This is a genomic window from Gracilibacillus pellucidus (assembly GCF_033949965.1).
In the GTDB taxonomy this organism is placed as follows: domain Bacteria; phylum Bacillota; class Bacilli; order Bacillales; family Amphibacillaceae; genus Gracilibacillus; species Gracilibacillus pellucidus.
Map to the genome: position 1 here is coordinate 219532 of NZ_JAWZSR010000003.1, position 26581 is coordinate 246112.

The window sequence follows — 26581 nt, forward strand, 5'->3', positions numbered from 1 at the left end:
TTTTACACATCAGAGAAAACATGTTTTTTTGCTTAATCATTAAGCATGTGTTGCATGGTCAATTGATTGCTGCAAAATTTTCATGACATGCTCATCATCTTGTGAATAATAAATCGTCTTGCCATCGCGCCTGTATTTAACGAGTCGTAAATTTTTCAAAAAGCGTAATTGATGTGATACGTTTGACTGATTAAGTTGAAGCTGCTCAGCAATGTTATTGACAGATAATTCGCGATTAAATAATAAATGTAAAATCCGAATTCTCGTCGGATCAGCAAGTGCTTTAAATGTTTGTGAGACTAGAAATAGTGTTTCTTCGTCTATAGGTTGATATGTCTCATCCATCATTATTTCGTTCCCTCCTATAATAAATAAACGTGAGATTCATGCTCTCGATAATTTGCTCCCGCTAATTACACGTATCTTCTTCATGACACATATGTGCGTCTATTCCTTCTATTTGTATCGTTGTATGAGTAATAGCAAATTGTTCATGTATGAGGTTGGATGCGCGTTTTAGCAATTGATCCCGATCGGTTTCGTTATCTACAACAATATGACAGCTTAATGCTGGAAAATTAGATGTAATAGTCCAAACGTGTAAATCATGGATGGTGATTACACCATCTAGTTGTACTAAATCATTTTCAATTGCTTCGTAAGATATATTGTTCGGTGTTCCTTCCATTAAAATATGGAAAGAATCTCGAGTAATCCTTATACCACTTATTAATACGAGAAGTGAAACGATCATACTAGCAACAGGGTCTGCTACGTACCAATTAAATAATAATATTAGAATACCAGCAATGATAGCACCAATAGATCCGAGTAAATCACCAAATACATGTAATAAAGCACTACGCATATTTAAGTTTTCTTTCGTATCCCCACTATACATTAAAATGAAAGCAACGATGAGATTAACGATTAATCCGGTAGTAGCAATCCACAACATCATCGGACTTACGCTAGTTGGTTCAACAAAACGGTGAATGGCTTCATAAAAAATATAAATCGAAATAATGATTAGTGCTAGACCATTAATCAACGCTGCTAGAATTTCAAAACGTTTATATCCGAAACTTTTGCTAGTACTGGGTGCTTTTGTACTTAATTTAAAGGCAAATAAGCTTAATCCAAGTGCAAATGAGTCGCTTAACATATGTCCTGCATCTGATAACAATGCAAGGCTATTCGTCCAAATTCCTCCGACAACTTCTATAATCATAAAAACAGTAATAAGAGAGAAACTTATCCATAAAGCTTTTTTATTATTTGTATGATGATCATGTTCATGGTGATGTCCCATGCAATACCACCCTTTCAAAATAATATATGAACATATATTCATATTATAAAATGAATATAGAAAACGTGCAAGAAACATGACAATATTAAAAAGTTATCATCATAATCATGATAGCAAGAATGAGGATCACACAACTAACAAATAGAAGTGCATATGTTTTAGAGGTATTTGCCACTTGAATTTCACTCCAATTAACAGGTTGTATACCACTCGTCCAAAAAACAATAATAGCAGAAAAAAGAATCGCGCTAATATTGACCATTAATAAAATAAAAGGTGTTAGCGCAGCTTGAAATTGAGCTGCTCCTATCATCATGCCAAGTACAACAGCTGGAGGCAATAAAGCAACAGATACCATCACACCAACAAGTGCTTCTGATACACGTTTGGCAAAAGATAAAGCCCCAGCAGTACCAGCGGCAAGAGCGACAACGATATCCATTAGTTCAATATTTGTTCGAGCAAGAAATTCATTACTATTAAAAGGAAGTTGGAAAATAAGTCCGAATAAAACAGCTATACTAATTGGAATGGTTAGCCCGTATAGGCTTTTAAGAATAGACTTTTTCATTAATTGATAATCGCCTAATGTAGCAGCGAAGGCTAGTGCGGTAAAAGGTCCAATTAATGGTGCGATAACCATTGCTCCAATTACGATAGCTGCACTATCCTTCACAATACCGGCAGTTGCGACAAGCGACGACAGGACTAACATCCAAAAATAATTAGGAGTAGAGGTGCTAGAAGATTGCACGACTTGATATAACTCATGGCGACTAGCACGTGTTAATTCTTTTTGTTTCTCCTTTTCATCTTCTTGTTCTTTTTCTTCTTCTATTTCAACTTTAGGGATATAAGTAGAAATGTTATAGAGTAATGCGTGAATCTGTTGTTGTCCGTGGTCATTGATTTCTAAAAAGTTCAAAATATCTTCTGCGTGTTTCTTTTCAATTAATAACTTTGCTAATTGTTGTTCCTCGGATACATTGGAGTACCACTTTTCGATTGTTTGATATTCTTCGATTTGTTGTTGAAAGCGTTCGAAGCGGTCAGTAGGAATGTACACTTCAATTAATTGTAGTTCCATCATGATCGTCCTTTCCTAAAGGGTGAAAAAAAGAGACCCTATTGTAAAGTGAGACTTCAATCAGAGGGTGTTTTTTACTCCCGCTGATTGTTAGCGAAACTTATCAGGGCGTTAGCGTCCGTTTATCCCCATCTTCCATCGCTTCTTTGTTTAACTCGAACCTTGAGATGGGGTTTTACGGATGTTTACACCGTGGTAAATAGGGTCTCCAAATTCGATGATTTCTTGCATTAGGATGTATGTTTTTCTTTCGGAAATGACAAGGTGATTGTTGTTCCTTTATTTAATTCGCTGTCCACATCTATCGTCCCATCATGCATACCAACTAGATGTTTGACAATAGCTAAACCTAAGCCAGTACCACCATTAGCACGAGAACGAGATTTATCTACACGATAAAAGCGTTCAAATAAATAAGGGATATCTTCTTGTTTGATTCCAATACCAGTATCCTGAACAATGATTTGTACATGCTTAGCCTTTTCTTTCACTCGTAAGTTAATATGGCCTTTTTCTGTATAACGGACAGCATTCTCTACTATATTGGTCAGTACTTGATCGAGGCGACTTTTATCCGCGTATAAATAGACCGGTTGTTTTGGTGCATCTAATTTCAAATTCAAGCCTTTTTCAGAAGCTCTAAACTGCGAGCGTTTCAGCATTTCTTCTGCTAGTTTATTCACATTTATATCTTCTTTATTTAAATCAATTTTTCCTTCTTCGACTTTCGACAAGTCTGTCAGATCGTCTAACAAACTACTAATATGATCGGATTCATTTTCAATAATTTCGAGAAATTCATCCCGTTCTTCTTTACTTTGATACATTTCATGTCGAACAGCATTAGCATATCCTTTCACATATGTTAGTGGTGTTTTCAATTCATGTGTAATATTGGAAAAGAATTCATTTCGGTTTGTCTGATACCTTTCCAATGTTTCTGATAAATGATTGATAGCTTGGGCTAGGGAACCTATTTCATCATTTGCTTGATAATCAACCCGTAAAGAGAAGTTCTTTTTCTCCGCAATTTGTTTGGCGACCTTTTCCATAGCAACTAAAGGGCCACCTAGTTTCTTTGAAATAAAGAAAGTAAATCCAATAGCTAACGCTACTGCGCCAAGGCTTGCTAAAATAACTAATACAATAATGTTATGAATAGAATCACTAATCAGTCCAAAAGATGAAAATAACACAACACTACCGATGCTTGCTCCATTATGGATAATTGGTTGGGCAACTTTAAGATACGTTTTACTACTCATGGAGTATTCTTGGACAATCGTTTCTCCATCCTTTAATTGCTGAATCTCTGGATTAGCTAATACTTCTTCAGATATGTCCTCATGCCAATTCGTTTGTAAGATTTTTTCTCCCGTTGGATCAAGAATAACAGCACTTGTATCTGTCATTTCTGCTAAATGTTCTAGTAATTGAAGATTGTCTGGAGCATCAATTTGTTCCACTTGTGTTGCATATTTTTCCGATAGTTGAACAAGTTGCTGTTCCGTCTGGTTCATCGAGTAATTAAGGATGAATTGTAAAATAATATATCCTAGTGGTATTAAAATAATTAATTGTAAAAATAAAATCGTTGCCCCTAATTTAAACACAACACTATTGAGTTTCATTCTGATCCCCCTGGTTAAATTTATAACCTACTCCCCAAACCGTTTCTAACGGTTGATAGGACATCCCAGCCTTCTTTAATTTATCTCTAACATAACGAACATGGGAGTCAACGGTTCGGATGTCAACAATGTCTTCCATCCCCCAAACTAAATCTAATAACTGCTCTCTCGTATACACTCTGTTAGGGTGTGAGGCCATTAAGTAAAGTAAATCAAATTCTTTTGGACTGTATTTGACTTCTTGGTTATTTACAAAGGCAGTGTGAGAAATAGGGTTAATATACAGCTCTTTCATTTCTATTACTCTTTGTTGGTCCTTCTCTTTTTTGAAGTGTCGCATTTGTACATGAATTCGTGCAATAAGCTCCTCCGGTTCAAAGGGTTTTACAATATAGTCATCTGCTCCAATTGTTAATCCCCTTACTTTTTGAGAGGTTTCATTTAATGCAGTTAATAAGATTACTGGTATATCAGGATTTATCTGTTTCATCCTTTTGCATGTATCTAAACCATCTACATCAGGCATCATGATATCTAACAAAACAAGGTCAATATCATGTTGTTTAAATAGTTGAACAGCCTCTGTTCCATTTTTTGCTTCAAGTAGATGAAAGTCGTTTCGTAAATATAAACTTAACATCATTCTCATTTGTTGCTCGTCATCGACAATTAATAACGTCTTCATTGTTATCCCTCTCAAATTTCATTTTAGTCCTCTACACAAATAGTATATAAAAAAACAGCAATAGTAAAATAGATGGTGTTAAGTATGAACAAATTATGACATTTCACGCTTCATCATACTTTCATCACATTTGTTTGCCACAATGGAGAAGAAATGTGGATTACTCATTTATTAAATGGGTATGTACAGTATAGAAATGCTTTTAGCGAAAGGAGTAACACCATGAATGCAATGAAGAAGCTCTCATATGTTCTAACTTTATTGTTGATTCCTGTTTTACTTGCAGGCTGTGATTCTAAACTACTTGTATTTGATCCAAAAGGGCCTATTGCAAGAAGTTTAACAGATTTAATCGTATATTCCATCATTTTAATGTTAGTCGTTGTAGTAGTTGTTTTTGTACTATTTGGCTACATTGTGTGGAAATACAGAGCTCGAAAAAACGATGGAGACTTTGAGCCGAAAGAGGAAAAAGGAAATCATTATCTAGAGATTACGTGGTTTGTAATTCCGATCATTATTGTTATAGCGTTAATGATTCCAACAACGATGACCATTTATCAGGTTGATGATGTTCCACAAGGCTATGAAGAAGACGAGCCTTTAGTTATAAATGTTACATCAGCAGACTGGAAATGGATTTTTAGTTATCCTGATCAAGATATTGAAACAGTTAACTATGTAAATATTCCAGCAGATCATCCAGTTGAATTAAAAATGACATCTGCAGGAACAATGCAGTCATTTTGGGTACCTGAGTTAGCTGGTCAGAAATATACAATGGCCAATATGCAAACGAATCTTCATTTACTTGCGGATAAACCAGGTTCTTTCTACGGAAGAAACACAAACTTCAATGGTCAAGGTTACGCACATATGGAATTTGAAGTCGAAGCGAAAACAAAAGAAGATTTCAATAAGTGGGTAAATGATGTTAAAAACACAGCAAATGATTTAACAGAAGATACTTACAGTCAAATCTTAGAGCCAGGTTTAGTAGGACGTATGACATTCAATGGTACGCACTTAGATTGGATTGATCATGCACATGGTGGATCGGAGCAATACATTGATCCAGAGAAATATCGTATCCATCATGGAGAACATACAGATCTCAACCAGGATATTGACGAGAACAGAGAAGTTGATCCTTTAGATCAAGACGAACAAGAACAAAACAGTGATTCTGAAGAAACAGATCACTCACATCATTAATTATAGAGGTGGTGAACGACATGTCATTTGATGAATTTTTTGTCACTGGGGATCCATTAATATTAGGATCACAAATTGCAATCGGCCTAACAATGGTTGGTGTAATTGTATTAGTTACGTATTTGAAGAAATGGAAATGGTTGTGGAACGAATGGTTTACAACTGTTGATCATAAAAAAATCGGTATTATGTATATTCTAGCCGGGGTACTCATGTTCTTCAGAGGTGGGGTAGATGGTCTTTTAATGAAAGCACAAACCTCTAGACCAGGCTTAGATATTTTAGATGCACAGCACTACGATGAAGTATTTACTACACACGGTGTAATCATGATTCTATTCATGGCGATGCCGATGTTAATTGGTATTATGAACGTCGTTATTCCATTACAAATTGGTGCGCGTGATGTTGCATTCCCTAAATTGAATGCATTCAGTTTCTGGGTATTCTTTGCAGGGGCAATGTTATTCAATATTTCATTTGTGATTGGTGGTTCACCTGATGCAGGTTGGACATCTTATTTCCCATTAGCAGGTAAAGAATTTACACCTGGTGTCGGAAATAACTATTACGCGATTGCTCTGCAAATCGCCGGAATTGGTACTTTAGCAACTGGTGTTAACTTTATTGTTACGATTATTAAGATGCGTGCACCAGGTATGTCTTGGATGAAGTTACCAATCTTTGTTTGGACAACATTTATTACATCTATCATTATTGTAGCTGCATTCCCAATTCTTACAATTGCACTACTTTTAATGACACTTGATCGATTATTCGGAGCCCACTTCTTTACCGTGGCAGCTGGCGGGGATCCGATGCTATGGCTGAACTTGTTCTGGCTTTGGGGACACCCAGAGGTATATATTGTTGTATTACCAGCATTTGGTATGTTCTCAGAAGTTATTGCAACATTTGCAAGAAAGAATTTGTACGGATATAAATCAATGGTATATGCGGTTGCAGGTATTGCCTTCTTAAGTATGCTTGTGTGGGTACACCACTTCTATACAATGGGTAATAGTGCAGCAGTTAACTCGATCTTCTCCTTAACAACGATGATGATCGCCATACCGACCGGTGTGAAGATATTTAACTGGTTGTTTACGATGCGGAAAGGTCGAATCGAATTTTCGAATGCGATGCTTTGGTCGTTAGCATTTATTCCATGTTTCACCATTGGTGGGGTAACAGGTGTAATGCTTGCGATGGCAGCAGCAGATTATCAATATCATAATACAATGTTCCTTGTAGCACACTTCCACTATGTGTTAATTCCAGGTGTTGTATTTGCGGTATTTGCAGGTCTATATTACTGGTGGCCAAAAATGTTTGGCTTCAAACTTAATGAAAAAATTGGTAAATGGCATTTCTGGTTGTTCGTAATCGGATTTAACTTGACATTTATGCCAATGTTCTTCGTTGGATTAGATGGTATGTCACGTCGTATGTACACATATGCGGAAAGCACTGGATGGGGCCCATGGTTAGGTTTCTCAGCAGTTGGATCTGTTATAATGGCAGCTGGTTTTGCAGCATTGTGTTACAACATTTACTGGAGTTTCCGTTACGCATCAAGAGATGTAGGAAACGATCCATGGAACGGTCGTACACTAGAATGGTCAACTGCTTCACCTGCACCACATTATAATTTTGCAGTTGTACCAAAAGTAGAGAAGTTAGACGATTTCTGGTATAAGAAGAAAAAAGGCGATACAGGCTTGAAGAAAAAAGACTTGAAACCTGTTCATATGCCAAGCAATTCTTGGACACCAATCTTCTTAGCTGCTGCGTTTGGTATAGTAGGATTCTTCCTAGTCTTTGAATGGTTCACATTAGCAATTATTTCTGGGATTTTAATTGTTATTGGATTAATTGCTAACTCATTCGACTATGATGATGGTTATCACGTATCAGTAGAAGAATTAGAGGAAGAAGAAAGAGAGTGGAGAGGTGATTTACAATGACATCACAATCAACGCCATTAGAATATCAGTCACAACAAACTCGAATGAACATCTTAGGTTTTTGGACCTTTCTAGGTGCTGAAATTGTCCTTTTCTCCACATTGTTTGCTTCTTATTTCATATTAGAGCATAACACTGCTGGTGGACCTACTGGTCAAGACGTCTTTGTTTTAAAAGATGTCTTGATTGAAACGTTCCTCTTGTTAACAAGTAGTTTCACAAGTGGATTAGCAATTCATGCATTGCGTAATAACGACCTAAAAGGTGTATTAATATGGAAGATTATCACATTAGTCTTAGGTGCTTCATTCTTAGCGTATGAAATTAATGAATTCTTCCATTATGTTCACGAAGGTGTAACAATGCAAACAAGTGGCTTCGCTTCTGCCTTATTTACATTGTTAGGTACGCACGGAGCCCACGTAACATTCGGGATCATTTGGATTGCATTATTACTAGTTCAAGTTGCACGTCGTGGTATTACCGTGCAAACTTCTAGTAAATTATTTATCGCAAGCCTTTACTGGCACTTCTTAGACGTAGTGTGGATCTTTATTTTCACATTCGTTTACTTGAAAGGAATGGTGATGTAAATGAGTGCAAAATCTCATGGATTTCCTTGGAATCTGTTAGTTGGATTTATTTTGTCAATTGCACTAACATTACTAGCTGTTTTTGTAGCATTTCAGACTGATTTCTCTGGTCATGTTATTTTATGGATAATTGGTATAATGGCCATTTTCCAAGCCATTATTCAATTGTTTATGTTTATGCACGTGACAGAAGGGAAAGAAGGTATTATTAATGTAGTGAATATGGTGAATGCCATCATCCTTGCATTAATTATTGTCTTTGGTACTATTTGGGTACTAACATCAGGACACGCTAGTCATATGCATTAATAAACAAATAAAAGGGGCTGCCGTTCCGTATTGGTTCAGGCAGTCCCTTTTTTACACATTTACTTGTTACCTTATATCAAGTAAAATAAGATAGAGTATCGCACTTTCGTGTGTAAGAAATGGGGCAGTAAGATGAAGAAAATTGCATGGATTACCGACAGCTCATGTGGTCTAGATAAAGAATTTGCAGAACAACATGATATTTTTATTCTTCCATTAAACGTTGTTGTAGGTGGAAAATCATATCGAGAAGACGTAGATTTAACAAAGGATGAGTTTTATGAATTGTTACAAGCTCATAATGATGACGCGAAAACTAGCCAGCCGGCATATGGTGATTTTGTTACTTTATATGAACGTTTAAAAGAAGAGTATGATGTCGGTATTGCGATTCACGCTTCTAGTCAGTTAACAGGAACATATCAAAGTTCGCTTTCTGCTGCAGAGATGGTCGGTTTCGATGTAGAAGTAATTGATTCTAAAATTGGTGACTTTGCGTTAGGCCAAATGATGAAGAATGGTATTCGAATGGAACAAGAAGGCAAAAGTGTAGAGGAAATAGTCGGAAAATTAAGAAGCTATCCAGAATTGGCACAAATGTATTTGATGCCACAAAGCTTTGAACAAATGAGAAAAAGTGGTAGAGTTAGTACAACACAATCATTGTTCGCTACCCTTTTAAATATTCATCTCATACTTGGCTTTGATAATGGAAAAGTGGTAGTGAAAGATAAAGTGAGAATAAAAAAACGTGCGAAGCGAAAAATGTTTCAGCTTTTAGACGATGCAATGGAGAAATACCATCTGAAAGAGATTTGTATTTTACATGCAGGTGTGATGGATCAAGCGCATAAATGGAAAGATGAAATTGAGAAGCTTCACGAAGAGTTAAAAGTGAACATTCAAACACTTGTCCCAGTAGCTGGGGTTCACACTGGTCATGGAACAATGTGCTTAGCATGGTTACGAGAATAGAAAAAATAAAATGATCAAGTTTTTCTCATTGGAAAAACTTGATTTTTACGTTAAAGTGATAGTAATAGATTTCTGAATGTTTAAATAGAGAGGGCGAGAAGGAATGGGACATAATTTTGATACAAAATCTGTACATGTAACAATGGAAAAAAAATCAGGTGTACCAACGAAGGTGACACCAATTCATCAAACGTCTGCTTTTACATTTAAAAACTTAGAAGATATTGAAAATTTCTATACAGGTGACCGTGATTATTTATATACAAGGGTAGGGAATCCTAATACAGATGAGCTGGGACAGGCTGTTGCCCATTTAGAAGCAGCGCCAGTTGGTATTGCTACTTCTTCTGGTTTATCTGCCATCATGGTTGGTATTCTTGCTGTAGCAAAAGCAGGTGACCATATTGTTGCATCGAAAGATTTATATGGTGGTACATATGCATTGTTAGCTAATGAGCTTACAGACTTAGGTATCGAAGTAAGTTTTGTTTCATTTGAGGAGGATGTTACGTCTGCTATTAAAGAAAACACCGTACTTCTTTATACAGAATCGATTACAAATCCTTTATTACGTGTAGAAGATCTAGAAAAAGTAGTCGCTATCGCTAAACAACATCATCTCAAAACGATGATTGATAATACTTTCGCAACACCATACCTTGTGCAGCCATACACATTAGGTATTGATCTCGTTGTTCATAGTGCAACAAAATACTTCGGTGGACATAGTGATATTACTGCTGGTGTATTAGTTGGTGATGAGGATCTAATCGCGAAAGCAAAAGCGAAAACAGTTAACTTAGGCGCGAATTTGAGTCCATTTGAAGCCTGGTTGACGGTGAGAGGGATCAAAACATTAAGTGTTCGTATGGAACGTCATGTGAAGAATGCAGCGAAATTAGCAGAAGCATTAGCTAATCATCCTGCTGTTGACAAAGTATATTATCCCGAATTCGTCTCTGAACAAGGAAATGGAGCCATTGTTTCGATTGATATTACCAATAAGGCAGATATCGCAACATTCTTGGATTCATTAGATTGGATAAAAATTGTTGCCACATTGGCAGGAGTAGAAACAAGTGTATCATACCCAATCGCAACATCACATCGTAGTTTGCCAGAAGAGTCATTACAAGAATTAGGCATAACGAAGGGATTAATCAGAATTTCAGTCGGAATTGAAGATGCAGAAGATATCGTATCAACGATGACAAAAGCATTAGATCAAGCGAAAAAATGAGGTGAAAAAATGAAATATGCTGTTATAACAGGAACATCGAAAGGACTCGGAGCATCCATCGCTAAGCAGTTAATGGAAGCATCTGTTCATGTAATTGGTATTGCTCGTAGTGAAAATAAAGCATTAATGGATGCTGATTTGCCGGGGAGCTATCAACATTATCAAACAGATTTAGCCGATCTGGAACAAACACAACAAACATTTATGGAAATAATAGAGTTTCTAAAGAAGCAGCCACTAGAATCATTACAATTAGTGCAAAACGCTGCTTTAGTTACACCGATTGAGCAAGTCGGAAAGCAAGATAGCAAGCAATTAACAGCACATGTGCACGTTAACTTATTATCTCCCATGATTATAACTAATTTATGGTTAGATGCTTGGCGTGATAGTGACTTACCATTAGTCCTTGTCAATGTCACATCAGGTGCAGCAAATCGCTCTGTATATGGATGGAATGCCTATGGAAGTAGTAAGGCTGGACTTGATCGCTATACCAATACAGTTGCATTGGAACAAGACACACTAGGTACAGGTAATAAAGTATTTTTATTTGATCCAAGTATTATGGATACGGAAATGCAAGGAGAAATTCGTTCATCTGATCAAAGTCAATTTGCTGACGTGGAACAGTTTAAAAATTATAAGACGGACAATAAACTTCGTGATACCGATGATGTTGCGAAAGTGTTAGTTGACAGGCTGTTGGATGAAACGACTATTCAGAATGGTGAGTATTATAGTGTGAAGGATGTATTGTAAGAAAACTTACTGAGGTTAGAGATGTTCGGGGAAGTCTATAACACTGTCCCGAATATCTTCCCTAATGGCACTATCACTGTTGCTAAAAAAAAGATTTCCCCTTCTCTATTTGTCCGCCTTTCGCTTCTTCCCCACTTTTTAACACAAGAAAATGGAATAATGAAAATAAATTTCCTAAGAGTAGAGATACTAATATATAGAAGTTATACAATTTGCTCATGATGCAAAAGCTTGTAAAATTTCCGTTCAAGTTAAGATTTGAAGGGGGATAAAAGGACACTAATTTTCGCTTTAGCGTCTAGTATCATTTCGGAGGTGAATTCCTTTTTAAAAAGGATATGGAATGGATAGTATATTAATGATTAATCTCTTACTCGTCATACTTTTAATCGGATTAACTGCTTTATTTGTTGGAGCAGAGTTTGCTATAGTTAAAGTCAGAATGTCTCGAATCGAGCAATTAATTGCAGATGGAAATAAAGCAGCGAAAACAGTAAAAAAACTTGTTACGGATTTAGATTATTATTTATCAGCCTGTCAGCTTGGTATCACTGTTACCGCATTAGGATTAGGTTGGTTAGGAGAGCCAACTGTTGAAAAAATCTTACATCCACTATTTGATCAGTTAGGCATTCCCCCCTCCGTTTCAGCAGTCATTAGTTTTATACTAGCTTTTATATTAGTAACATTTTTACATGTAGTAATTGGAGAATTAGCACCAAAAACATTAGCGATTCAATATGCAGAACGGGTAACACTCATAGCTGCTCGTCCAATGTATTGGTTTGGTAAAATAATGTTTCCTGCTATTTGGACACTGAATGGTGCTGCACGTTTATTACTTCGAATCTTTGGGGTAAAGCCTGCTAGTCATGAACAAGCACATTCAGAAGAAGAATTGAAAATTATTATGACACAAAGTTATAAAAGTGGAGAAATAAACGAAACAGAACTTTCGTATATGGAGAATATCTTTGCTTTTGACGAAAGAGTAGCGAAAGATATTATGATTCCACGTGTTCAAATGAAAACGTTAGATCTAGCAATGACACGTGAAGAAGTATTCAGAACGATTTATGAAGTTCAACATACTCGTTTTCCTATCACCCAAAATGGTGATAAGGATCATATTATAGGTTTTGTTAATGTGAAAGACTTGTTAATGAATATGTCAAAAGAACCTGACTACAAATTAGAAAATAGTTTGCAACATATTGTATCGATAAATGAACAAACCCCTCTTCAACAGGCAATGGTAAAAATGCAAAAGGAACACGTTCATATTGTATTGGTTATTGATGAATTTGGAGGAACGGCAGGCTTATTGACATTAGAAGATATTTTGGAAGAAATTGTAGGGGAAATACAAGATGAATTTGATGAAGATGAACGACCAAATATCGAACGAGTGGGAGAGGGACAATATATAATTAATGGAAGAGTTTTATTGAAGGATTTGACAGAACAGTTAGGAATGGCTTTCAAAAATAAAGCAGGTATTGACACTATTGCAGGTTGGTTGCAATATCAAAAAGCTGATATTTCTGAAGGTGATGAGATAGTTACGGAAGAAGGGAATAGATGGATTGTTCGTGAAATGCAAAATTATCAAATTCTTACGATTGAATTAAAAATAAATGAAAAAAATAGCGATAAAAGTGCAACTTGAATACCTAAATTTTGGGGGCTGGTCGATATTGATCAGATATTGTTTGTCTGTATGTTTAATCAATAATATAAAGTGAGACTTCAATCAGTGGGAGTTTTTTACTCCCACTGATTGTTAGCGAAACTTATCAGGGATTTTTACGGACACATGCACCGTGATAAAAATAGATGACTTAGGTATCCACCCATTTTCATTTCGGAGACGGACATTTTCTTTTCACTTACATATTGTATAAATGAAAGTACATTAAGGAGGGATTAGGAATGACTGCACAAAAAGGTGGATATGGTTCAAGCTTTGCGTTACTCGTTGTATTGTTTATTCTTTTAATTATCATTGGTGCTTCTTGGGGATACGGCGGTTACTAAGCATAACGGAATATAAATATTCGCAAAACTTTATCTCACAAGATTTAAACCCGTTCCATAAGCTTATGGTGCGGGTTTAACTAATATGTATATATCAAAACATAGACTACAACGTGTTATTTATGAATTATTTTCAGAATCAAAGATATTCTTTAATGTTTTCTCATATAAAAATGCTGGCACTTTATCTCCAGCAATAAAATGAAAAATCCCCATTCCATTTTCAAGTGATAGCATGGTCCAAGCCAGAGCTTCAGCAGATAGTTCTGTACCTAACTCGTTATTTGGTTTCATCTATTCGATCACTTTCGTTATGTGGTTTACTGCTTCTAGAATTACATTTGTCCATTTTTGTCGTACTGCTTCATTTCTCATTGCACTTAAAAGAAACTCCATATTCAAAGTACTCCAAACCTGGTTAATTTCCTTATCTAAGTCAAAATAGTGGCCTGTTTTTGAAATGAAATGATCAATCGTTTTTTCTACATCTATTACCTGATAAATAGTATTTAAGTGGGAGTGAATTTGTTACTCCAAAAGGGCAAGGAATAATTCTTCTTTAGATTTAAAGTGTGTGTAGATAGCTCCTTTAGTAAAACCTGCAAATTCCGCAATCTTATCCACAGAAGCTGATTCTAAAAGTATTTTTCTTGTTTCCTGTTTTCTTTCTTCATGTGTTAAACGTTTTTTATTCATTTCCTCCTCTTGACAATCATACTATAATAATTTATTGAACTATATAAAATGCTATTTTTTGTCATTTATATACTTTTGGAATGCATATCAGAATGGAGTTTATTCCCGGATTGGCAGTCCCATAGTATCTAGGTTTACCTGTAGCAATTGTATTTGGTTGCTTCTTTCTAATCATTGCTTTTTTACCTTGGCGTTTGCTCATGTATTTTGCTCGTTTATGGAATGAATAATTAATTGTTGAACATTATCTAATGAAAGTTTGTCCTTTTGGAGGAGGTCTCGTTTTATTATAAAAATTCATATCAATAGTATGTTCCGTAGCACATCTTAGCGAAAAATATGATAAACTTTATGAAGAAGAATGTTGAAAGGAAGTTGTAAATGATTACCAGAAAGAGTAAACGCGAAATAGATATGATGCATGAAGCGGGTAAATTATTAGCTCGCTGTCATAAAGAAATAGCTCAGCGTATTAAACCAGGCGTGACAACAAAAGAGATTGATGATTTTGTAGAATCCTTTTTGGCAGAGCACGGTGCAACACCTGAGCAAAAAGGATATAACGGTTATGAATATGCTACATGTGCGTCAATCAATGATGAGATATGTCATGGATTCCCTCGTGACGAAAAATTGGTGAAGGGCGATGTTGTCACTATTGATATGGTTGTGAACCTTAATGGTGGATTAGCTGATTCTGCTTGGACATATGTTGTTGGCGAATCAGATGAGAAGACAGATAAATTGTTGGAAGTAACAAAAACGTCTCTATACAAAGGAATTGAACAGGCAATGCCAGGTAACCGAATCGGTGACATTGGTCATGCTATTCAACAATATGCAGAAGCAGAAGGCTTAGCTGTTGTTCGTGATTTTACTGGTCATGGTATCGGACCGACTATTCATGAAGAGCCACAAATTCCTCATTATGGATTAGCAGGCAAAGGGCCTCGTTTGAAAGAAGGGATGGTTATTACGATTGAGCCAATGCTTAATGAAGGAGCATGGCAAAGTACGATGGACGATAACAATTGGACAGCACGTACGATTGATGGTAGTCGCTCTGCCCAATTTGAACATACCATTGTTATTTCAAAAGATGGTCCAATTATCTTAACGGATCAAGATAATATCGAAGAATGAAGTAGTCAGAGCAGATAGATAGGTAGTCTATCTGCTCCTTTTTAATCTTTTCTCTCATACGGTTCAATATGAATATGTGCATGTGGTACATTATGTTTTTCCTGTAATTGCTCTTCGATATAATCAGCAATTTGGTGACTTGCTGCAACGGTCATTAACGGATCTACATAAATGGTTGCTTCAATTAATGCTTGGTTTGCGTGGAGTCGACCTTTCACATCTTTAATAGCAAGTACATCTGAATGGCTGTGAATGGTTTGTTTAATTGCTGCTAATTCTTCTGGTCGAAACCCATCAGTGAGTGTATGTGTAGCTTCACTAAAAATATTCCAAGCAGTTTTACAAATAATGAGTCCAACCATTAAACCAGCAAGTGGATCTAGCCAATAAAGTTGAAATTGAGCCCCAATAATACCGATAAATGCTCCAATACTAACTAATGCATCAGATTTATTATCTTGTGCTGCAGCCTGTAAGGCAGTGCTATTCACCTTTTTCCCTAAATTTACATTATATAAGTAGACACAAAACATAATAAGTGCGGAGCCTAGAGCTGTCCAAGCAGTAAGCATATCTGGTTGTGTATAGTTACCAGTGAAAATCGTTTGCCCTGTATCAAATAATACTTGAATACCGATCATCATCATAATAAAAGCGGCTATTAAGGATGCGATCATTTCTGCACGGAAATGCCCATAATGGTGGTCTTCGTCTGGTGGTTTACGAGAGATTTTTAGTCCGATTAATACGGCGATTGATGCAACAACATCTGTCGCATTATTCAGGCCATCAGCTTTTAATGCGGAGGAATTTCCAATCGTACCGACAATTAGTTTAATAGTGGCTAGTATGACATAGGTGATGATGCTCAACCATGCCCCTTTTTCCCCTTCTTTAAATTTATGATATTGGTCCATAAAACATCCTCCGACCTTAAGGTGTAATAAGTAAATTAAGCGTACCAAATGAAAGTGTTTCCCGTCTAGCTCTAGTGTTTCCTGTTTTAAAAAAATAATGAAAAGAATACAGACTATGTTTGAGATAACCATTTTAAGGGAATATTTTTACTAACCATTAACATTTGTAAAGTTTCTTCATAAAATGGTATTTAAGTAGAAGTAAAAAAGGGAGGCGTGCGTCATGAAAAAACATAAGGTGAGTTATCAGTTGAAAATGTTCCATATAAACCAAAAGCCGGTACTTAATGCGCGAAGAGAGATATCGTATGAAATTCGTTTGGCATCACAACTTTTACTAGACGATCTTTGTTTTAACTGGAATAAGGCACGCTTGGAAGAAAGAATAAACCGATCCATTGACAATAATGATAAAGAATCATTTAGAGAATTAAGCAATCAATATAATAGCTATATATGGGAATCTTAAGTAAAAGTCTCGCCTGAGTTGGGCGAGCTTTTTTTATCGCGGTGTAAAAGTCCGTAAAATCTCCACTTCAAGTTTCGGGTGAAAACGAGGAAGCGAAGATGGGGGATAAACGGACGCTAACGCCCTGAGCAGTTTCGCTAGCAATCAGCGGGAGTCAAAAACTCCCACTGATTGAAGTCTCACTTTATGTGTTTTTTGGTACTGTCTAACTATATTGTTCCAATACAAATTATGTTATACTAGGCAAAGTCGATAGGTGAAGTTGTAAGGAGAGAAGGGTTTTAAAATGAAAAAAATAGTCCTACTTATTTTGATGTCGATCGTTTTATTTGGTTGTCAACAGAATGAACAGGTTGCAAAACAATCCGAGAAAAAAGTAGATCAAGTAGAACACAAAGATGATGCTGATTCTGTGGTTGAAGAAGAACCGAATGAAGAACAGCAAAACGCGGAAGAACCAAAAGAAGAAGCTTCTAAACAAGAAAAAAAAGAGGAAAAAGAAAATAAAAAAGAAGATTCTGTTGTTGAGGTAGATAACCCAGATGATACACTTGTAGTAGTTAACAGACAAAGAAAATTAGCGGAAGGCTATATTCCAGAAGACTTAACGGAAGCAAATATACCTTACTATGCAGAAGAAGGAGATCCGAAGCGATTAGTAAGAGAAGTCGTTGTTAATCCATTAGAAGATCTTTTTGAAGATGCAGAATTAGCTGGTTTGGATTTAGTTGCTGTTTCAGGTTATCGTTCATATGATCGACAAAAAGAGATTTATGATCGGAACGTAGCACAAAGAGGTAAAGAAGAAACAGATAAATTTTCAGCACAACCAGGAGCAAGTGAGCACCAAACAGGTTTAGCAATGGATGTTTCATCTGCTCAGCAAGTAGCATTGGAACAAAGCTTTAGTGAGACAAACGAAGGCCAATGGCTAGCAGATCACGCCCATGAACATGGTTTTATTATCCGCTATCTAGAAGGAAAAGAAGATATTACAGGATATAGTTATGAACCATGGCACATTCGTTATGTTGGTAAAGAAGCTGCAAAGGAAATATATCAACAACAAATAACACTAGAAGAGTACTTAGGATTAGATGAATAATTGAACCACTGTTTTGTGAGAAATTGCCTTACCTCCATTTTAAAAAATGGAGGTAAGGCGTTTTTCTTTCCGATGAGAAATGGAGCAAAAGTGAAAGTTCGGTCACTCATCAAGCTGATGAAAGCCCGAAACCGAGCAAAAACCAAAATCCGGTCACTCATCATCAACTCAACAAACTCCCGAAGACTGCTAAAAGTATCCAGACCTTCTATTCACCAAATCATCTATGTATACATAGCCTATAGTAGCAAGGTCATGATGGGGTGATTTGGTGAAACTGATGACAGGAATGCTTGTGACACGTTTTTCATATGAACATGATATTGTGTTTCGGATAAAAAATATACAAGATGATAAAGTAGTGCTACATGGCGAGGATTTGCGCTTGGAAGCAGATGCTCCAGTCGACGATTTACGTATCTTACCAGAAGAAGATATTAGGAAAAGACAAGAAGAAATAAAAGAAAAAGAAGAATATTCTTATCGTCTGTTCCGACAAGATTATCAGCTAATGAAAGAAAAAAAAAATGACGAACATAGAAAAATAGAACCGCATGAAATTCAAAGGTTTCAATTACCAGTTAAAGTATTGCATATTGATGGTGACAGGCTATATTTAAAGAAATGTATTGAATTATATCAGCGTTTAGGTATACAAGTACATGGCGTTTACGTGCCAGAAAAAGAATTACCGTTAGAAATGCCTGCTTTAGTTAAAAAAATTCAACCAGATATGATTGTCATTACAGGACATGATGCATATTCTGAAGCAAAAGGCAGTAAAAAAGATATGGCAGCATACCGTAATACACGCTTCTTTGTAGAAGCAGTAAGGCAAGCCAGAACATGGTCACCAAATTTAGACCAGTTAATTATTTTCGCTGGAGCATGTCAATCACATTTCGAATCGCTTATTCGAGCAGGGGCTAATTTTGCCAGTTCACCAGATCGCGTCAATATACATGCGTTAGATCCCGTTTATGTAGTAGCGAAAGTGGCCTATACACCTTTTATGAATAAAGTGAATGTTTATGATGTGTTAAAAAACACATTTACAGGTGAAAGAGGGCTTGGGGGAATGGAGACGAAGGGGCTTTATCGTACTGGAATACCTTATGTAGAGACAAAGTAGCTTTGTCTCTTTTTTGTTCCAGCTACTTCATTTTTTTGGTACAATAGAAAAGGAGAATGTAAGCATTTTAATAATCGGAAAATGGGGGGAGAACGTGTGATGAATTATCGAATTGAACGTGATACAATCGGTGAGATTAAAGTAGAAAGTGATAAGTTTTGGGGAGCGCAGACACAGCGAAGTAAAGAAAATTTCCCAATCGGTAATGAACTAATGCCGAAAGAAATCATTGAGGGCTTCGCTATTCTAAAAAGAAGTGCGGCAATTGTCAATAGCGAGCTAGATTTAATGGAAAAAGTAAAAGCAGATGCCATTAGATATGCAGCAGACCGTATTTTAGCAGGCGAATTGTATGAACATTTTCCATTGGTAGTATGGCAAACTGGTAGTGGGACGCAATCCAATATGAATGTGAATGAAGTAATCGCATATGTAGGAAACGAGTGGTTAAAGGAGCAGAATAGTGACGTCACATTACATCCTAATGATGATGTCAATAAATCACAAAGTTCGAATGATACGTATCCAACAGCTTTACATATTGCGGCAGTGCGCAAATTAGAAGATGTTGTTTTACCTGCATTAGAGACACTGGAAGCAACTTTGAAAGAAAAGATGGAAGCGTTCGATCATGTTGTCAAGATCGGAAGAACACACCTCCAAGATGCAACGCCATTAACGTTAGGACAAGAAATTAGTGGCTGGCATCGAATGTTAGAAAAAACAGCCTCTATGATCCAAGATAGTATTCCATATATAAAAGAATTAGCTATCGGTGGAACAGCAGTTGGTACTGGATTAAATGCCCATCCAGAATTTTCTGAACGTGTTACAGCCGAAATAAATAAATATACGGAAAAAGAATTCGTTTCTGCCCCTAATAAGTTTCATGCTTTAACAAGTCATGATGAATTAGTTCATGCACATGGAGCATTAAAAGGACTTGCGGCGGATTTAATGAAAATAGCCAATGATGTTCGCTGGTTAGCAAGTGGACCTCGTTGTGGTATTGGTGAAGTGACTATTCCGGCTAATGAGCCAGGCAGCTCGATTATGCCAGGTAAAGTAAACCCTACTCAAAGTGAAGCCATTACAATGGTGGCAACACAAGTAATGGGAAATGATGCTGCAATTGGTTTTGCAGCAAGTCAAGGTAACTTTGAATTGAATGTATTTAAACCAGTGATTGCTTATAACTTCTTACAATCTGCACAACTATTAGCGGATAGTATGTTGTCATTTAATGATCGCTGTGTGGTAGGTTTAGAGCCGAACTATGACCAAATTGAAAAGAATTTAAATGACTCATTGATGTTAGTAACAGCTTTAAATCCTCATATTGGTTATGAAAATGCAGCAAAAATTGCGAAACAAGCATTTGCTGATAATACTACATTAAAAGAAGCAGCAGTATCATCCGGTTTATTAACAGCTGAACAGTTTGATGAATGGATTAAACCAGAAGAAATGACTTATCCCAAATAATGATTTGCCAATGTTACTAATAATTACTAGAACATATTAAGCATATAGATCATCTTTTTGTTCACAATATGTTGTACAGGAGGTGATCAAAGATGGCAACTAACAATTCAAATCAACTAGTTGTTCCTGGAGTAGAGCAAGCTTTAGATCAAATGAAATATGAGATTGCACAAGAATTTGGTGTAAACTTAGGTGCTGATTCTACTTCTCGTGCTAACGGTTCTGTTGGTGGAGAAATCACAAAACGTTTAGTAACAATGGCTGAACAACAATTTGGCGGAAGTCAACAACAATAATGACATAGTGTAAAGTAGAAAAGGAGACGCTTAGTTTGAGGTGTCTCCTTTTCACTATCATTGTGGAGGATATAAAGTGAGACTTTAATCAGTGGGAGTTTTTGACTCCCGCTGATTGTTAGCGAAACTTATCAGGGCGTTAGTGTCCGTTTATCTCGAAGCTTGATTGAAAGGGGGGTTACGGACATTTGCTCCGTGATAAATGTATATTTGTTATCTATGTAATGGTTTAACGAAAATGGAGCATAGTTGTTCGGTTTGTGGCGGGAATATGTTAGACGGTGGTAAGCTTGTAGATTATTATGATGATTATGCGCCGTATATGGAAATAGATAATGCACAATTGATTGATGGTATCCCTAATACTAGTAGCAACCATCAATGTATACATGTTGGTGTTTGCTCGGTTTGTAATTTTACAGATGAAGTTACCGTTAATGAGTTCAATATCATTCAATAACATTAAAAACCCGTTTCACAAATAATGTGAAACGGGTTTAATCAGAATGATTTATTTAATGCGTGCTTCTGTATCTTTGTCGAAGAAATGACATTTGTTCATATCAAATGCTAATTCAATCTTTTCGCCACCATGAATATCTGTACGAGAATCCACACGTGCAACGAAATCTTGACCATTTACTTCAGAGTATAGGTAAGATTCAGAGCCCATTAATTCAGCAACATCGATAGTAGCTGTAATCTTTCTACCAGGGTTTGCATCTAAAAATACTGGTTCATCATGAATATCTTCTGGACGAACACCTAATACCACATCTTTACCAACATAACCTTGATCGCGAAGTATTTTCATTTTTCCTTCAGGTACTTCAATAGGTGTTTGACCTAGTAAAACTTTACCGTCTTCAAGTGTTCCGTTAAAGAAGTTCATTGCAGGTGAACCAATGAAACCACCAACGAAAACATTATTTGGTTTGTCATATACTTCTTTTGGTGCACCAACTTGTTGGATAATACCATCTTTTAATACAACAAGACGAGTAGCCATTGTCATTGCTTCTGTCTGGTCGTGTGTAACGTAAATCGTTGTTGTTTGCAGACGGTGGTGTAGCTTTTGAATCTCTGCACGCATTTGTACACGAAGTTTCGCATCTAAGTTTGATAAAGGCTCATCCATTAAGAATACTTTCGCATCACGTACAATTGCACGGCCTAATGCAACACGCTGACGCTGACCACCTGAAAGTGCTTTAGGTTTACGGTCTAAATATGCTTCAAGTCCAAGGATACGAGCAGCTTCATTTACACGACGTTCAATTTCGTCTTTTTTGAACTTACGAAGTTTAAGACCGAATGCCATATTGTCATACACATTCATGTGAGGATATAATGCGTAGTTCTGGAATACCATCGCGATATCACGATCTTTAGGAGCAACATCGTTCATCAATTTATCATCGATATAAAATTCTCCACTAGAAATTTCTTCAAGACCAGCGATCATACGAAGTGTTGTTGACTTACCACAACCAGATGGGCCTACGAAAACGATAAACTCTTTATCTTTAATTTCAAGATTAAAATCATCAACCGCTTTTCCCTCGTCTTTATTGTAAACCTTGTCAATATTTCTTAATGATAATTCTGCCATTGTATTCCCTCCTAATTGTTTGAAAGCGTTTTATGTTATGAGTATAAGTTTACTAGTAAAAGTGTTATCCGTAAATAGAAAGCGTGCACAAAAAAAGTTTCACTGTTTGTGCACGGTTACAAAATGGTTGTCTATCCTTATTTTGTTCGAATAAGCAGACAGAGGTATACAGCAATTGCGCCAGAAAATTGCTTCACATCAATCCCTGTTTTTTCAATGAATTTATCGACACGATATTGAAGACTATTACGGTGCATATACATTTTTTTTGCTGCTAATGTTGTGTTAGAATTCGCTTCTAAAAAGACTTGAACGGTTTTTAATAATTCTTCGTCATCCTTCACATCATGTAGAATGGCATCTGTGATTAATTGCTGGTCTTGCTCTGTTATATGATGTAAAAATAGATGTGGAATTGCTTCGAGAAAAGCTAATACATCATGATTATGTCGTCTTGTTAAGTGATAGCATTTTTTTATTAAACGGTAAAAAGCAGCTGCTTGTTGGATATGATATAACAGTGGTCCGACAAATAATTTAATATTTATGTAAAAATCTGTTGTTAGAACTTCGATAATTTCTGAGTAGGAAACACTATTTTCGGTATCTAAGTCTTCTTGAATAATAACACCTTCATAGTTGTTTTCCCATAGGATGGCTGTTTTCTCCGGGAACAGTCCATGGATGGCCTCGCGAAATGATTCCGGATCAATCGTTTCATCTGATAAAGAAAAGTATACGAATTGAAACTTAGAAATCTTTTCAGACAGTGTTTCTGTAACATGTTCTTGTTGAAATAAAATATCCATCCACATTTTTTCACGTTCATTTGTTGGTGGTTGACTCGCTTTATATGGGGTAAGCAAAATTTCTAGTAATTCGGTTTCTCTATCAGTTAAATCACTTTTAGGTACACCAATAATGTCATTATCATTCGTTACATACCATTTATATGTATCGGTATCCATTTTGGATTGGATAGTACTAGCAATTAAATTAGGAAACATCTGCCTTAGTTGTTCTAACATATTTCATCCTCTTTCATTAAATAGTCTTTTTTTTACTATTATAACAAAGAAGGAAAGTTGTGAATATTTTGATGATCAAATAATCTGGACAAGTAAAAAGCTAGGACACAATGAATGAGGTGCCCTAGCTTTCAAAAGTTACTCTTCGTTTTCTGTTGGAAACGCTTCGTCATCTTTCGGTAGTGCTCTTGCTTGTTCTATCTGCATTCGTTCCTTGTTAGACGCAGTAGTACCACCCGCCATTCCTTCGTTAATCATGCGATCTACATCTAATTCATAGTTAATACGTGCGTCTTTTTCTTTATTTGAAGGCTTCGCCATGCATATCCCTCCTTATTCATAGCATGATCGGAAAGGATAAAATCATACAAAATCTAGTTGTGTAACGAAAGAAAATTGGAAAAGAGAAGTGAAATATTGATGTGTATGGCTACTGAATGATGGATGAGATAGTATCTTCCATGTTGGTTTAGCATGAAATTCTAATAACCAGAGTTTTTGCTCTTGATCGATTCCAATATCTAAACCGAGTTCACCGATTGGACCAGGTAGTATTTTTTCTAAATCATTGCTTATTGAAATGGCTAATGATTTTGTTTTGGATATTTTTGGTAAATGATCGGCGTCGATGATATCACCGTTTGTTCGTTGTTTTCCATATAAAAATGAAACATGCCAATCTTTTATTTTGTTCAAATGTACCTTCATATAGTATGGCTCTCCATGATAGGTATTGGTGTTAATATCATCTTGTAATACATATTGGTGAAAACCATTTGGAAAGTGGATCAATGCCAGTCGCGCTACAGTTGGATAATAGAACTGTTCTCCTTTTTTATTCGTGACAACAATCGTATCTCCTCGTTTAGCTAAATGAAAAGTAGTATCTTGTTGGAGTGATTCCACATATACGGGATGCTCCTCCAGTTTTTGTTCAATCATTTGGATAGAAGGATGAAAGATGGTATCTGGTAATAGGTAGCTGATTGTTTCTTGATTAATCAGCTTGTCATATAGCTGCCATTTGTTAAAAAAATGCGGATTGAATATAATAGAGTGTGCTGCTAGCTGATTTTTCGTGTTTGCAACATATTGATTGGCTTCCATTTTACGGTTAGGAATCCGATTGTAAATAACGGGAGGTATCTCTGTTTTGATCGTATGCCAGTTATGTTCATCCCAAACAAATCCAGTCAATGAAGCGGAATCCTTCTCGATATGTTGATAGGAAAAGAAAATACTTTCGAATCCCATTGAATGGCCAACTCTAGCCATTTCTTGTAGTAGCCTTGCATGCGCTATTTTATTTGGGGCATCATGAATAAATACGCCTAATGGGTAGTGAATATGGCAAGTGTGTTGGTCTATTGTAAGGAGAATAATGGTGTTGTTCTTTAAGGAACATTTTCGCATAATAGCGGAAGAAACATACATAATGTTTGTGTGCCGATGATGCGTTAAAATATCACAAGAAAGACTCTGCAAGCCGTGCCGAAGAGCAGATATATGTTTCATGTTCGCATAAGTTGTTGATGGTATAATTAATCTTTGTTTATTATTTGGATAGGATTTGACTTGAAATAATTGATACATGTGAACACCTGCTTTCATTCGGTAAGCTAATTCATTATATGCAACAGTCGTACTTCTATGAAAAAAAGAAAGGTGGAGAAAAGGTGGAAATCTTTATTACAATATTAATAATGGTTGTTATTGGTGGCTTTATTGGCGGATTAACGAATTCCATAGCTATCAAAATGTTATTTAGACCATATGAAGCAAAATATATCGGTAAATGGAAGGTTCCATTCACACCAGGAGTTATTCCGAAAAGGCGTGACCAATTAGCTAAACAATTAGGAGAACTAGTTGTAAAACATTTAGTAACAGCAGAAAGTATAAAGCTGAAGCTACAAGAACAACCGTTACATCAACAAGTGCAAGCAAAGCTAGAGAAGGAATGGGACCATTTTTTAACACAATCAGTCACTGTCAATCAGTTAGCTAGTAAGTTCCAATTATCTATACCAGTAGATGATGTAAAAGGGAAAATAGCTTATATTGTCATGGAGCAAATGGAACAATTTTGGCAAATCAATCAAGACAAGCCGTTAAAAGAATGGCTAGAGCAAGCAGTTAGTGAAGAAGAACTAGAGAATGTCTCTTTGCTACTTCGCGATAAAGGGATTGATTTGTTGAATGATGTAGAGACACAACAAAAGATAGAAGCGGTTATTAAGCAATATGCAGAGTCAAAAGGATTTTTCGGTAATATGATATTATCCATGTTCAGTAGTGATGAATTGGCGGGGAAAATCTCCAATTTAGTGACAACCTACTTACAATCGGAAGATGGTAGCAGATGGATATATCGCTCTGTTCAAAAAGAATGGGAAAATATTAAAGAACAAAACATCAGTGTGATCAGGCCATTATGGGAAAAGGAAGAAACGAAACAACTCATCAGCCAAATGATTACGGAAAATATTCCAGTAGAAGAATGGTTAGAGAAACCATTGCAAGAAATCGTGCACCCTTTTTCTCATCAAATAAAAGAAAAAATATTTCCTGTAGTGGTGGAACAGTTATTCAATAAATTGGATGAAAGTGTGCCAAATATGCTGGAACAATTAGCAGTAGATAAGATGGTAGAACAACAAGTAGCATCATTTCCAACCGCACGACTAGAAGAAATTATTCTATCGATTTCACGCAAAGAATTTAAATTAATCACCTATTTAGGCGCTTTATTAGGAGGATTAATTGGATTAATTCAGGCGATTCTCTTTATCGTGGTTTAAATCTTTGTTATAGTGGTAAAGTATATGCAGAAACATATATGTATGTAACATAGCATAAGAAGAACGTACTTATTTTTAGGAGGA

29 protein-coding genes are annotated in these 26581 nt (G+C 36.1%); 17 read left to right on the forward strand and 12 right to left on the reverse strand.

Annotated elements, in window-relative coordinates; translation table 11 throughout:
• Positions 1-39: 39 nt before the first annotated feature.
• The 5 genes from SH601_RS06670 to SH601_RS06690 all read right to left on the reverse strand — a co-directional run bounded on the left by SH601_RS06670 (position 40) and on the right by SH601_RS06690 (position 4715).
• Complete coding sequence (locus tag SH601_RS06670) at positions 40-345, reverse strand: ArsR/SmtB family transcription factor (RefSeq protein ID WP_319957706.1); 306 nt, start codon at positions 343-345, stop codon at positions 40-42.
• A gap of 64 nt (positions 346-409) precedes the next feature.
• Positions 410-1312: a cation diffusion facilitator family transporter gene (locus SH601_RS06675; RefSeq protein WP_319957493.1), complete on the reverse strand. Its 903-nt coding sequence runs from the start codon at positions 1310-1312 to the stop codon at positions 410-412.
• An 85-nt stretch (positions 1313-1397) separates the two neighbouring features.
• Positions 1398-2399 (reverse strand): TIGR00341 family protein, encoded by a 1002-nt coding sequence (locus tag SH601_RS06680; protein WP_319957494.1) that lies wholly within the window; start codon positions 2397-2399, stop codon positions 1398-1400.
• A gap of 230 nt (positions 2400-2629) precedes the next feature.
• Positions 2630-4030, reverse strand: coding sequence for a sensor histidine kinase (locus SH601_RS06685; RefSeq protein WP_319957495.1), 1401 nt, complete (start codon positions 4028-4030; stop codon positions 2630-2632).
• Positions 4017-4715, reverse strand: a complete 699-nt coding sequence (locus SH601_RS06690) for a response regulator transcription factor (protein ID WP_319957496.1) — start codon at positions 4713-4715, stop codon at positions 4017-4019. Before SH601_RS06690 ends, SH601_RS06685 begins: the two co-directional genes overlap by 14 nt.
• Positions 4716-4937: 222 nt before the next feature.
• Here SH601_RS06690 and qoxA point away from each other — a divergent pair, with 222 nt between their 5' ends.
• The 9 genes from qoxA to SH601_RS06735 all read left to right on the forward strand — a co-directional run bounded on the left by qoxA (position 4938) and on the right by SH601_RS06735 (position 13813).
• On the forward strand, positions 4938-5930 hold the full coding sequence (gene qoxA / locus SH601_RS06695; protein WP_413775100.1) for a cytochrome aa3 quinol oxidase subunit II: 993 nt from the start codon (positions 4938-4940) through the stop codon (positions 5928-5930).
• A gap of 20 nt (positions 5931-5950) precedes the next feature.
• Complete coding sequence (qoxB, locus tag SH601_RS06700; RefSeq protein WP_319957497.1) at positions 5951-7897, forward strand: cytochrome aa3 quinol oxidase subunit I; 1947 nt, start codon at positions 5951-5953, stop codon at positions 7895-7897.
• Positions 7894-8490 carry a cytochrome aa3 quinol oxidase subunit III gene (qoxC, locus tag SH601_RS06705; RefSeq protein WP_319957498.1) on the forward strand — a complete coding sequence of 199 codons (597 nt, stop codon included), beginning with the start codon at positions 7894-7896 and terminating at the stop codon, positions 8488-8490. Before qoxB ends, qoxC begins: the two co-directional genes overlap by 4 nt.
• The gene (gene qoxD / locus SH601_RS06710) at positions 8491-8799 is read left to right on the forward strand and encodes a cytochrome aa3 quinol oxidase subunit IV (RefSeq protein ID WP_319957499.1); all 309 of its coding nucleotides are present in this window, start codon (positions 8491-8493) and stop codon (positions 8797-8799) included. It abuts the gene before it with no gap.
• Positions 8800-8931: 132 nt separating this feature from the next.
• Entirely contained in the window at positions 8932-9774 is an 843-nt protein-coding gene (locus SH601_RS06715) for a DegV family protein (RefSeq protein WP_319957500.1), read from the forward strand.
• A gap of 103 nt (positions 9775-9877) precedes the next feature.
• Positions 9878-11014, forward strand: coding sequence for a trans-sulfuration enzyme family protein (locus SH601_RS06720; RefSeq protein WP_319957501.1), 1137 nt, complete (start codon positions 9878-9880; stop codon positions 11012-11014).
• A gap of 9 nt (positions 11015-11023) precedes the next feature.
• Positions 11024-11776 (forward strand): (S)-benzoin forming benzil reductase, encoded by a 753-nt coding sequence (locus SH601_RS06725; protein ID WP_319957502.1) that lies wholly within the window; start codon positions 11024-11026, stop codon positions 11774-11776.
• Positions 11777-12119: 343 nt separating this feature from the next.
• Complete coding sequence (locus tag SH601_RS06730) at positions 12120-13445, forward strand: hemolysin family protein (protein WP_319957503.1); 1326 nt, start codon at positions 12120-12122, stop codon at positions 13443-13445.
• 263 nt (positions 13446-13708) lie between these two features.
• Entirely contained in the window at positions 13709-13813 is a 105-nt protein-coding gene (locus SH601_RS06735) for a YjcZ family sporulation protein (RefSeq protein ID WP_319957504.1), read from the forward strand.
• A 120-nt stretch (positions 13814-13933) separates the two neighbouring features.
• Here the strand turns inward: SH601_RS06735 and SH601_RS06740 are convergent, their stop codons facing one another.
• Positions 13934-14107 (reverse strand): hypothetical protein, encoded by a 174-nt coding sequence (locus SH601_RS06740; RefSeq protein ID WP_319957505.1) that lies wholly within the window; start codon positions 14105-14107, stop codon positions 13934-13936.
• Positions 14108-14341: 234 nt separating this feature from the next.
• On the reverse strand, positions 14342-14509 hold the full coding sequence (locus SH601_RS06745) for a helix-turn-helix domain-containing protein (RefSeq protein ID WP_319957506.1): 168 nt from the start codon (positions 14507-14509) through the stop codon (positions 14342-14344).
• A gap of 381 nt (positions 14510-14890) precedes the next feature.
• On the opposite strand from SH601_RS06745, the gene map reads away from it, so the two are divergent.
• Entirely contained in the window at positions 14891-15652 is a 762-nt protein-coding gene (map, locus tag SH601_RS06750; protein WP_319957507.1) for a type I methionyl aminopeptidase, read from the forward strand.
• Between the two features lie 41 nt (positions 15653-15693).
• On the opposite strand, the gene SH601_RS06755 is transcribed toward map, so the two are convergent.
• Complete coding sequence (locus SH601_RS06755; RefSeq protein ID WP_319957508.1) at positions 15694-16569, reverse strand: cation diffusion facilitator family transporter; 876 nt, start codon at positions 16567-16569, stop codon at positions 15694-15696.
• A gap of 223 nt (positions 16570-16792) precedes the next feature.
• On the opposite strand from SH601_RS06755, the gene SH601_RS06760 reads away from it, so the two are divergent.
• The 6 genes from SH601_RS06760 to SH601_RS06785 all read left to right on the forward strand — a co-directional run bounded on the left by SH601_RS06760 (position 16793) and on the right by SH601_RS06785 (position 21516).
• The gene (locus SH601_RS06760) at positions 16793-17038 is read left to right on the forward strand and encodes an IDEAL domain-containing protein (RefSeq protein WP_319957509.1); all 246 of its coding nucleotides are present in this window, start codon (positions 16793-16795) and stop codon (positions 17036-17038) included.
• Between the two features lie 286 nt (positions 17039-17324).
• The gene (locus SH601_RS06765) at positions 17325-18143 is read left to right on the forward strand and encodes a M15 family metallopeptidase (RefSeq protein WP_319957510.1); all 819 of its coding nucleotides are present in this window, start codon (positions 17325-17327) and stop codon (positions 18141-18143) included.
• A 271-nt stretch (positions 18144-18414) separates the two neighbouring features.
• The gene (yabG, locus tag SH601_RS06770; RefSeq protein ID WP_319957511.1) at positions 18415-19275 is read left to right on the forward strand and encodes a sporulation peptidase YabG; all 861 of its coding nucleotides are present in this window, start codon (positions 18415-18417) and stop codon (positions 19273-19275) included.
• Positions 19276-19374: 99 nt separating this feature from the next.
• A complete protein-coding gene (fumC, locus tag SH601_RS06775; protein ID WP_319957512.1) occupies positions 19375-20760 on the forward strand; it encodes a class II fumarate hydratase in 1386 nt (461 codons plus the stop codon).
• 92 nt (positions 20761-20852) lie between these two features.
• Positions 20853-21056 (forward strand): alpha/beta-type small acid-soluble spore protein, encoded by a 204-nt coding sequence (locus SH601_RS06780; protein WP_319957513.1) that lies wholly within the window; start codon positions 20853-20855, stop codon positions 21054-21056.
• 238 nt (positions 21057-21294) lie between these two features.
• Complete coding sequence (locus tag SH601_RS06785) at positions 21295-21516, forward strand: hypothetical protein (RefSeq protein WP_319957514.1); 222 nt, start codon at positions 21295-21297, stop codon at positions 21514-21516.
• A 51-nt stretch (positions 21517-21567) separates the two neighbouring features.
• Here SH601_RS06785 and SH601_RS06790 read toward each other — a convergent pair whose 3' ends face one another.
• The 4 genes from SH601_RS06790 to SH601_RS06805 form a co-directional block, all read right to left on the reverse strand.
• On the reverse strand, positions 21568-22668 hold the full coding sequence (locus SH601_RS06790) for an ABC transporter ATP-binding protein (protein WP_319957515.1): 1101 nt from the start codon (positions 22666-22668) through the stop codon (positions 21568-21570).
• A gap of 137 nt (positions 22669-22805) precedes the next feature.
• A complete protein-coding gene (locus SH601_RS06795) occupies positions 22806-23696 on the reverse strand; it encodes a PucR family transcriptional regulator (protein ID WP_319957516.1) in 891 nt (296 codons plus the stop codon).
• Positions 23697-23834: 138 nt separating this feature from the next.
• The gene (locus SH601_RS06800; protein ID WP_319957517.1) at positions 23835-24017 is read right to left on the reverse strand and encodes a hypothetical protein; all 183 of its coding nucleotides are present in this window, start codon (positions 24015-24017) and stop codon (positions 23835-23837) included.
• A 42-nt stretch (positions 24018-24059) separates the two neighbouring features.
• Positions 24060-25289 (reverse strand): YheC/YheD family protein, encoded by a 1230-nt coding sequence (locus SH601_RS06805; RefSeq protein WP_319957518.1) that lies wholly within the window; start codon positions 25287-25289, stop codon positions 24060-24062.
• Positions 25290-25372: 83 nt separating this feature from the next.
• Here SH601_RS06805 and SH601_RS06810 point away from each other — a divergent pair, with 83 nt between their 5' ends.
• Positions 25373-26497, forward strand: coding sequence for a DUF445 family protein (locus SH601_RS06810; protein WP_319957519.1), 1125 nt, complete (start codon positions 25373-25375; stop codon positions 26495-26497).
• Positions 26498-26581: the final 84 nt, after the last annotated feature.

Coding starts and splice junctions, on each gene's coding strand:
- SH601_RS06670 (WP_319957706.1), bottom strand. CDS start 345: ATGGATGAGACATATCAACCTATAGACGAAGAAACACTATTTCTAGTC.
- SH601_RS06675 (WP_319957493.1), bottom strand. CDS start 1,312: ATGGGACATCACCATGAACATGATCATCATACAAATAATAAAAAAGCT.
- SH601_RS06680 (WP_319957494.1), bottom strand. CDS start 2,399: ATGGAACTACAATTAATTGAAGTGTACATTCCTACTGACCGCTTCGAA.
- SH601_RS06685 (WP_319957495.1), bottom strand. CDS start 4,030: ATGAAACTCAATAGTGTTGTGTTTAAATTAGGGGCAACGATTTTATTT.
- SH601_RS06690 (WP_319957496.1), bottom strand. CDS start 4,715: ATGAAGACGTTATTAATTGTCGATGACGAGCAACAAATGAGAATGATG.
- qoxA (WP_413775100.1), top strand. CDS start 4,938: ATGAATGCAATGAAGAAGCTCTCATATGTTCTAACTTTATTGTTGATT.
- qoxB (WP_319957497.1), top strand. CDS start 5,951: ATGTCATTTGATGAATTTTTTGTCACTGGGGATCCATTAATATTAGGA.
- qoxC (WP_319957498.1), top strand. CDS start 7,894: ATGACATCACAATCAACGCCATTAGAATATCAGTCACAACAAACTCGA.
- qoxD (WP_319957499.1), top strand. CDS start 8,491: ATGAGTGCAAAATCTCATGGATTTCCTTGGAATCTGTTAGTTGGATTT.
- SH601_RS06715 (WP_319957500.1), top strand. CDS start 8,932: ATGAAGAAAATTGCATGGATTACCGACAGCTCATGTGGTCTAGATAAA.
- SH601_RS06720 (WP_319957501.1), top strand. CDS start 9,878: ATGGGACATAATTTTGATACAAAATCTGTACATGTAACAATGGAAAAA.
- SH601_RS06725 (WP_319957502.1), top strand. CDS start 11,024: ATGAAATATGCTGTTATAACAGGAACATCGAAAGGACTCGGAGCATCC.
- SH601_RS06730 (WP_319957503.1), top strand. CDS start 12,120: ATGGATAGTATATTAATGATTAATCTCTTACTCGTCATACTTTTAATC.
- SH601_RS06735 (WP_319957504.1), top strand. CDS start 13,709: ATGACTGCACAAAAAGGTGGATATGGTTCAAGCTTTGCGTTACTCGTT.
- SH601_RS06740 (WP_319957505.1), bottom strand. CDS start 14,107: ATGAAACCAAATAACGAGTTAGGTACAGAACTATCTGCTGAAGCTCTG.
- SH601_RS06745 (WP_319957506.1), bottom strand. CDS start 14,509: ATGAATAAAAAACGTTTAACACATGAAGAAAGAAAACAGGAAACAAGA.
- map (WP_319957507.1), top strand. CDS start 14,891: ATGATTACCAGAAAGAGTAAACGCGAAATAGATATGATGCATGAAGCG.
- SH601_RS06755 (WP_319957508.1), bottom strand. CDS start 16,569: ATGGACCAATATCATAAATTTAAAGAAGGGGAAAAAGGGGCATGGTTG.
- SH601_RS06760 (WP_319957509.1), top strand. CDS start 16,793: ATGAAAAAACATAAGGTGAGTTATCAGTTGAAAATGTTCCATATAAAC.
- SH601_RS06765 (WP_319957510.1), top strand. CDS start 17,325: ATGAAAAAAATAGTCCTACTTATTTTGATGTCGATCGTTTTATTTGGT.
- fumC (WP_319957512.1), top strand. CDS start 19,375: ATGAATTATCGAATTGAACGTGATACAATCGGTGAGATTAAAGTAGAA.
- SH601_RS06780 (WP_319957513.1), top strand. CDS start 20,853: ATGGCAACTAACAATTCAAATCAACTAGTTGTTCCTGGAGTAGAGCAA.
- SH601_RS06785 (WP_319957514.1), top strand. CDS start 21,295: ATGGAGCATAGTTGTTCGGTTTGTGGCGGGAATATGTTAGACGGTGGT.
- SH601_RS06790 (WP_319957515.1), bottom strand. CDS start 22,668: ATGGCAGAATTATCATTAAGAAATATTGACAAGGTTTACAATAAAGAC.
- SH601_RS06795 (WP_319957516.1), bottom strand. CDS start 23,696: ATGTTAGAACAACTAAGGCAGATGTTTCCTAATTTAATTGCTAGTACT.
- SH601_RS06800 (WP_319957517.1), bottom strand. CDS start 24,017: ATGGCGAAGCCTTCAAATAAAGAAAAAGACGCACGTATTAACTATGAA.
- SH601_RS06805 (WP_319957518.1), bottom strand. CDS start 25,289: ATGTATCAATTATTTCAAGTCAAATCCTATCCAAATAATAAACAAAGA.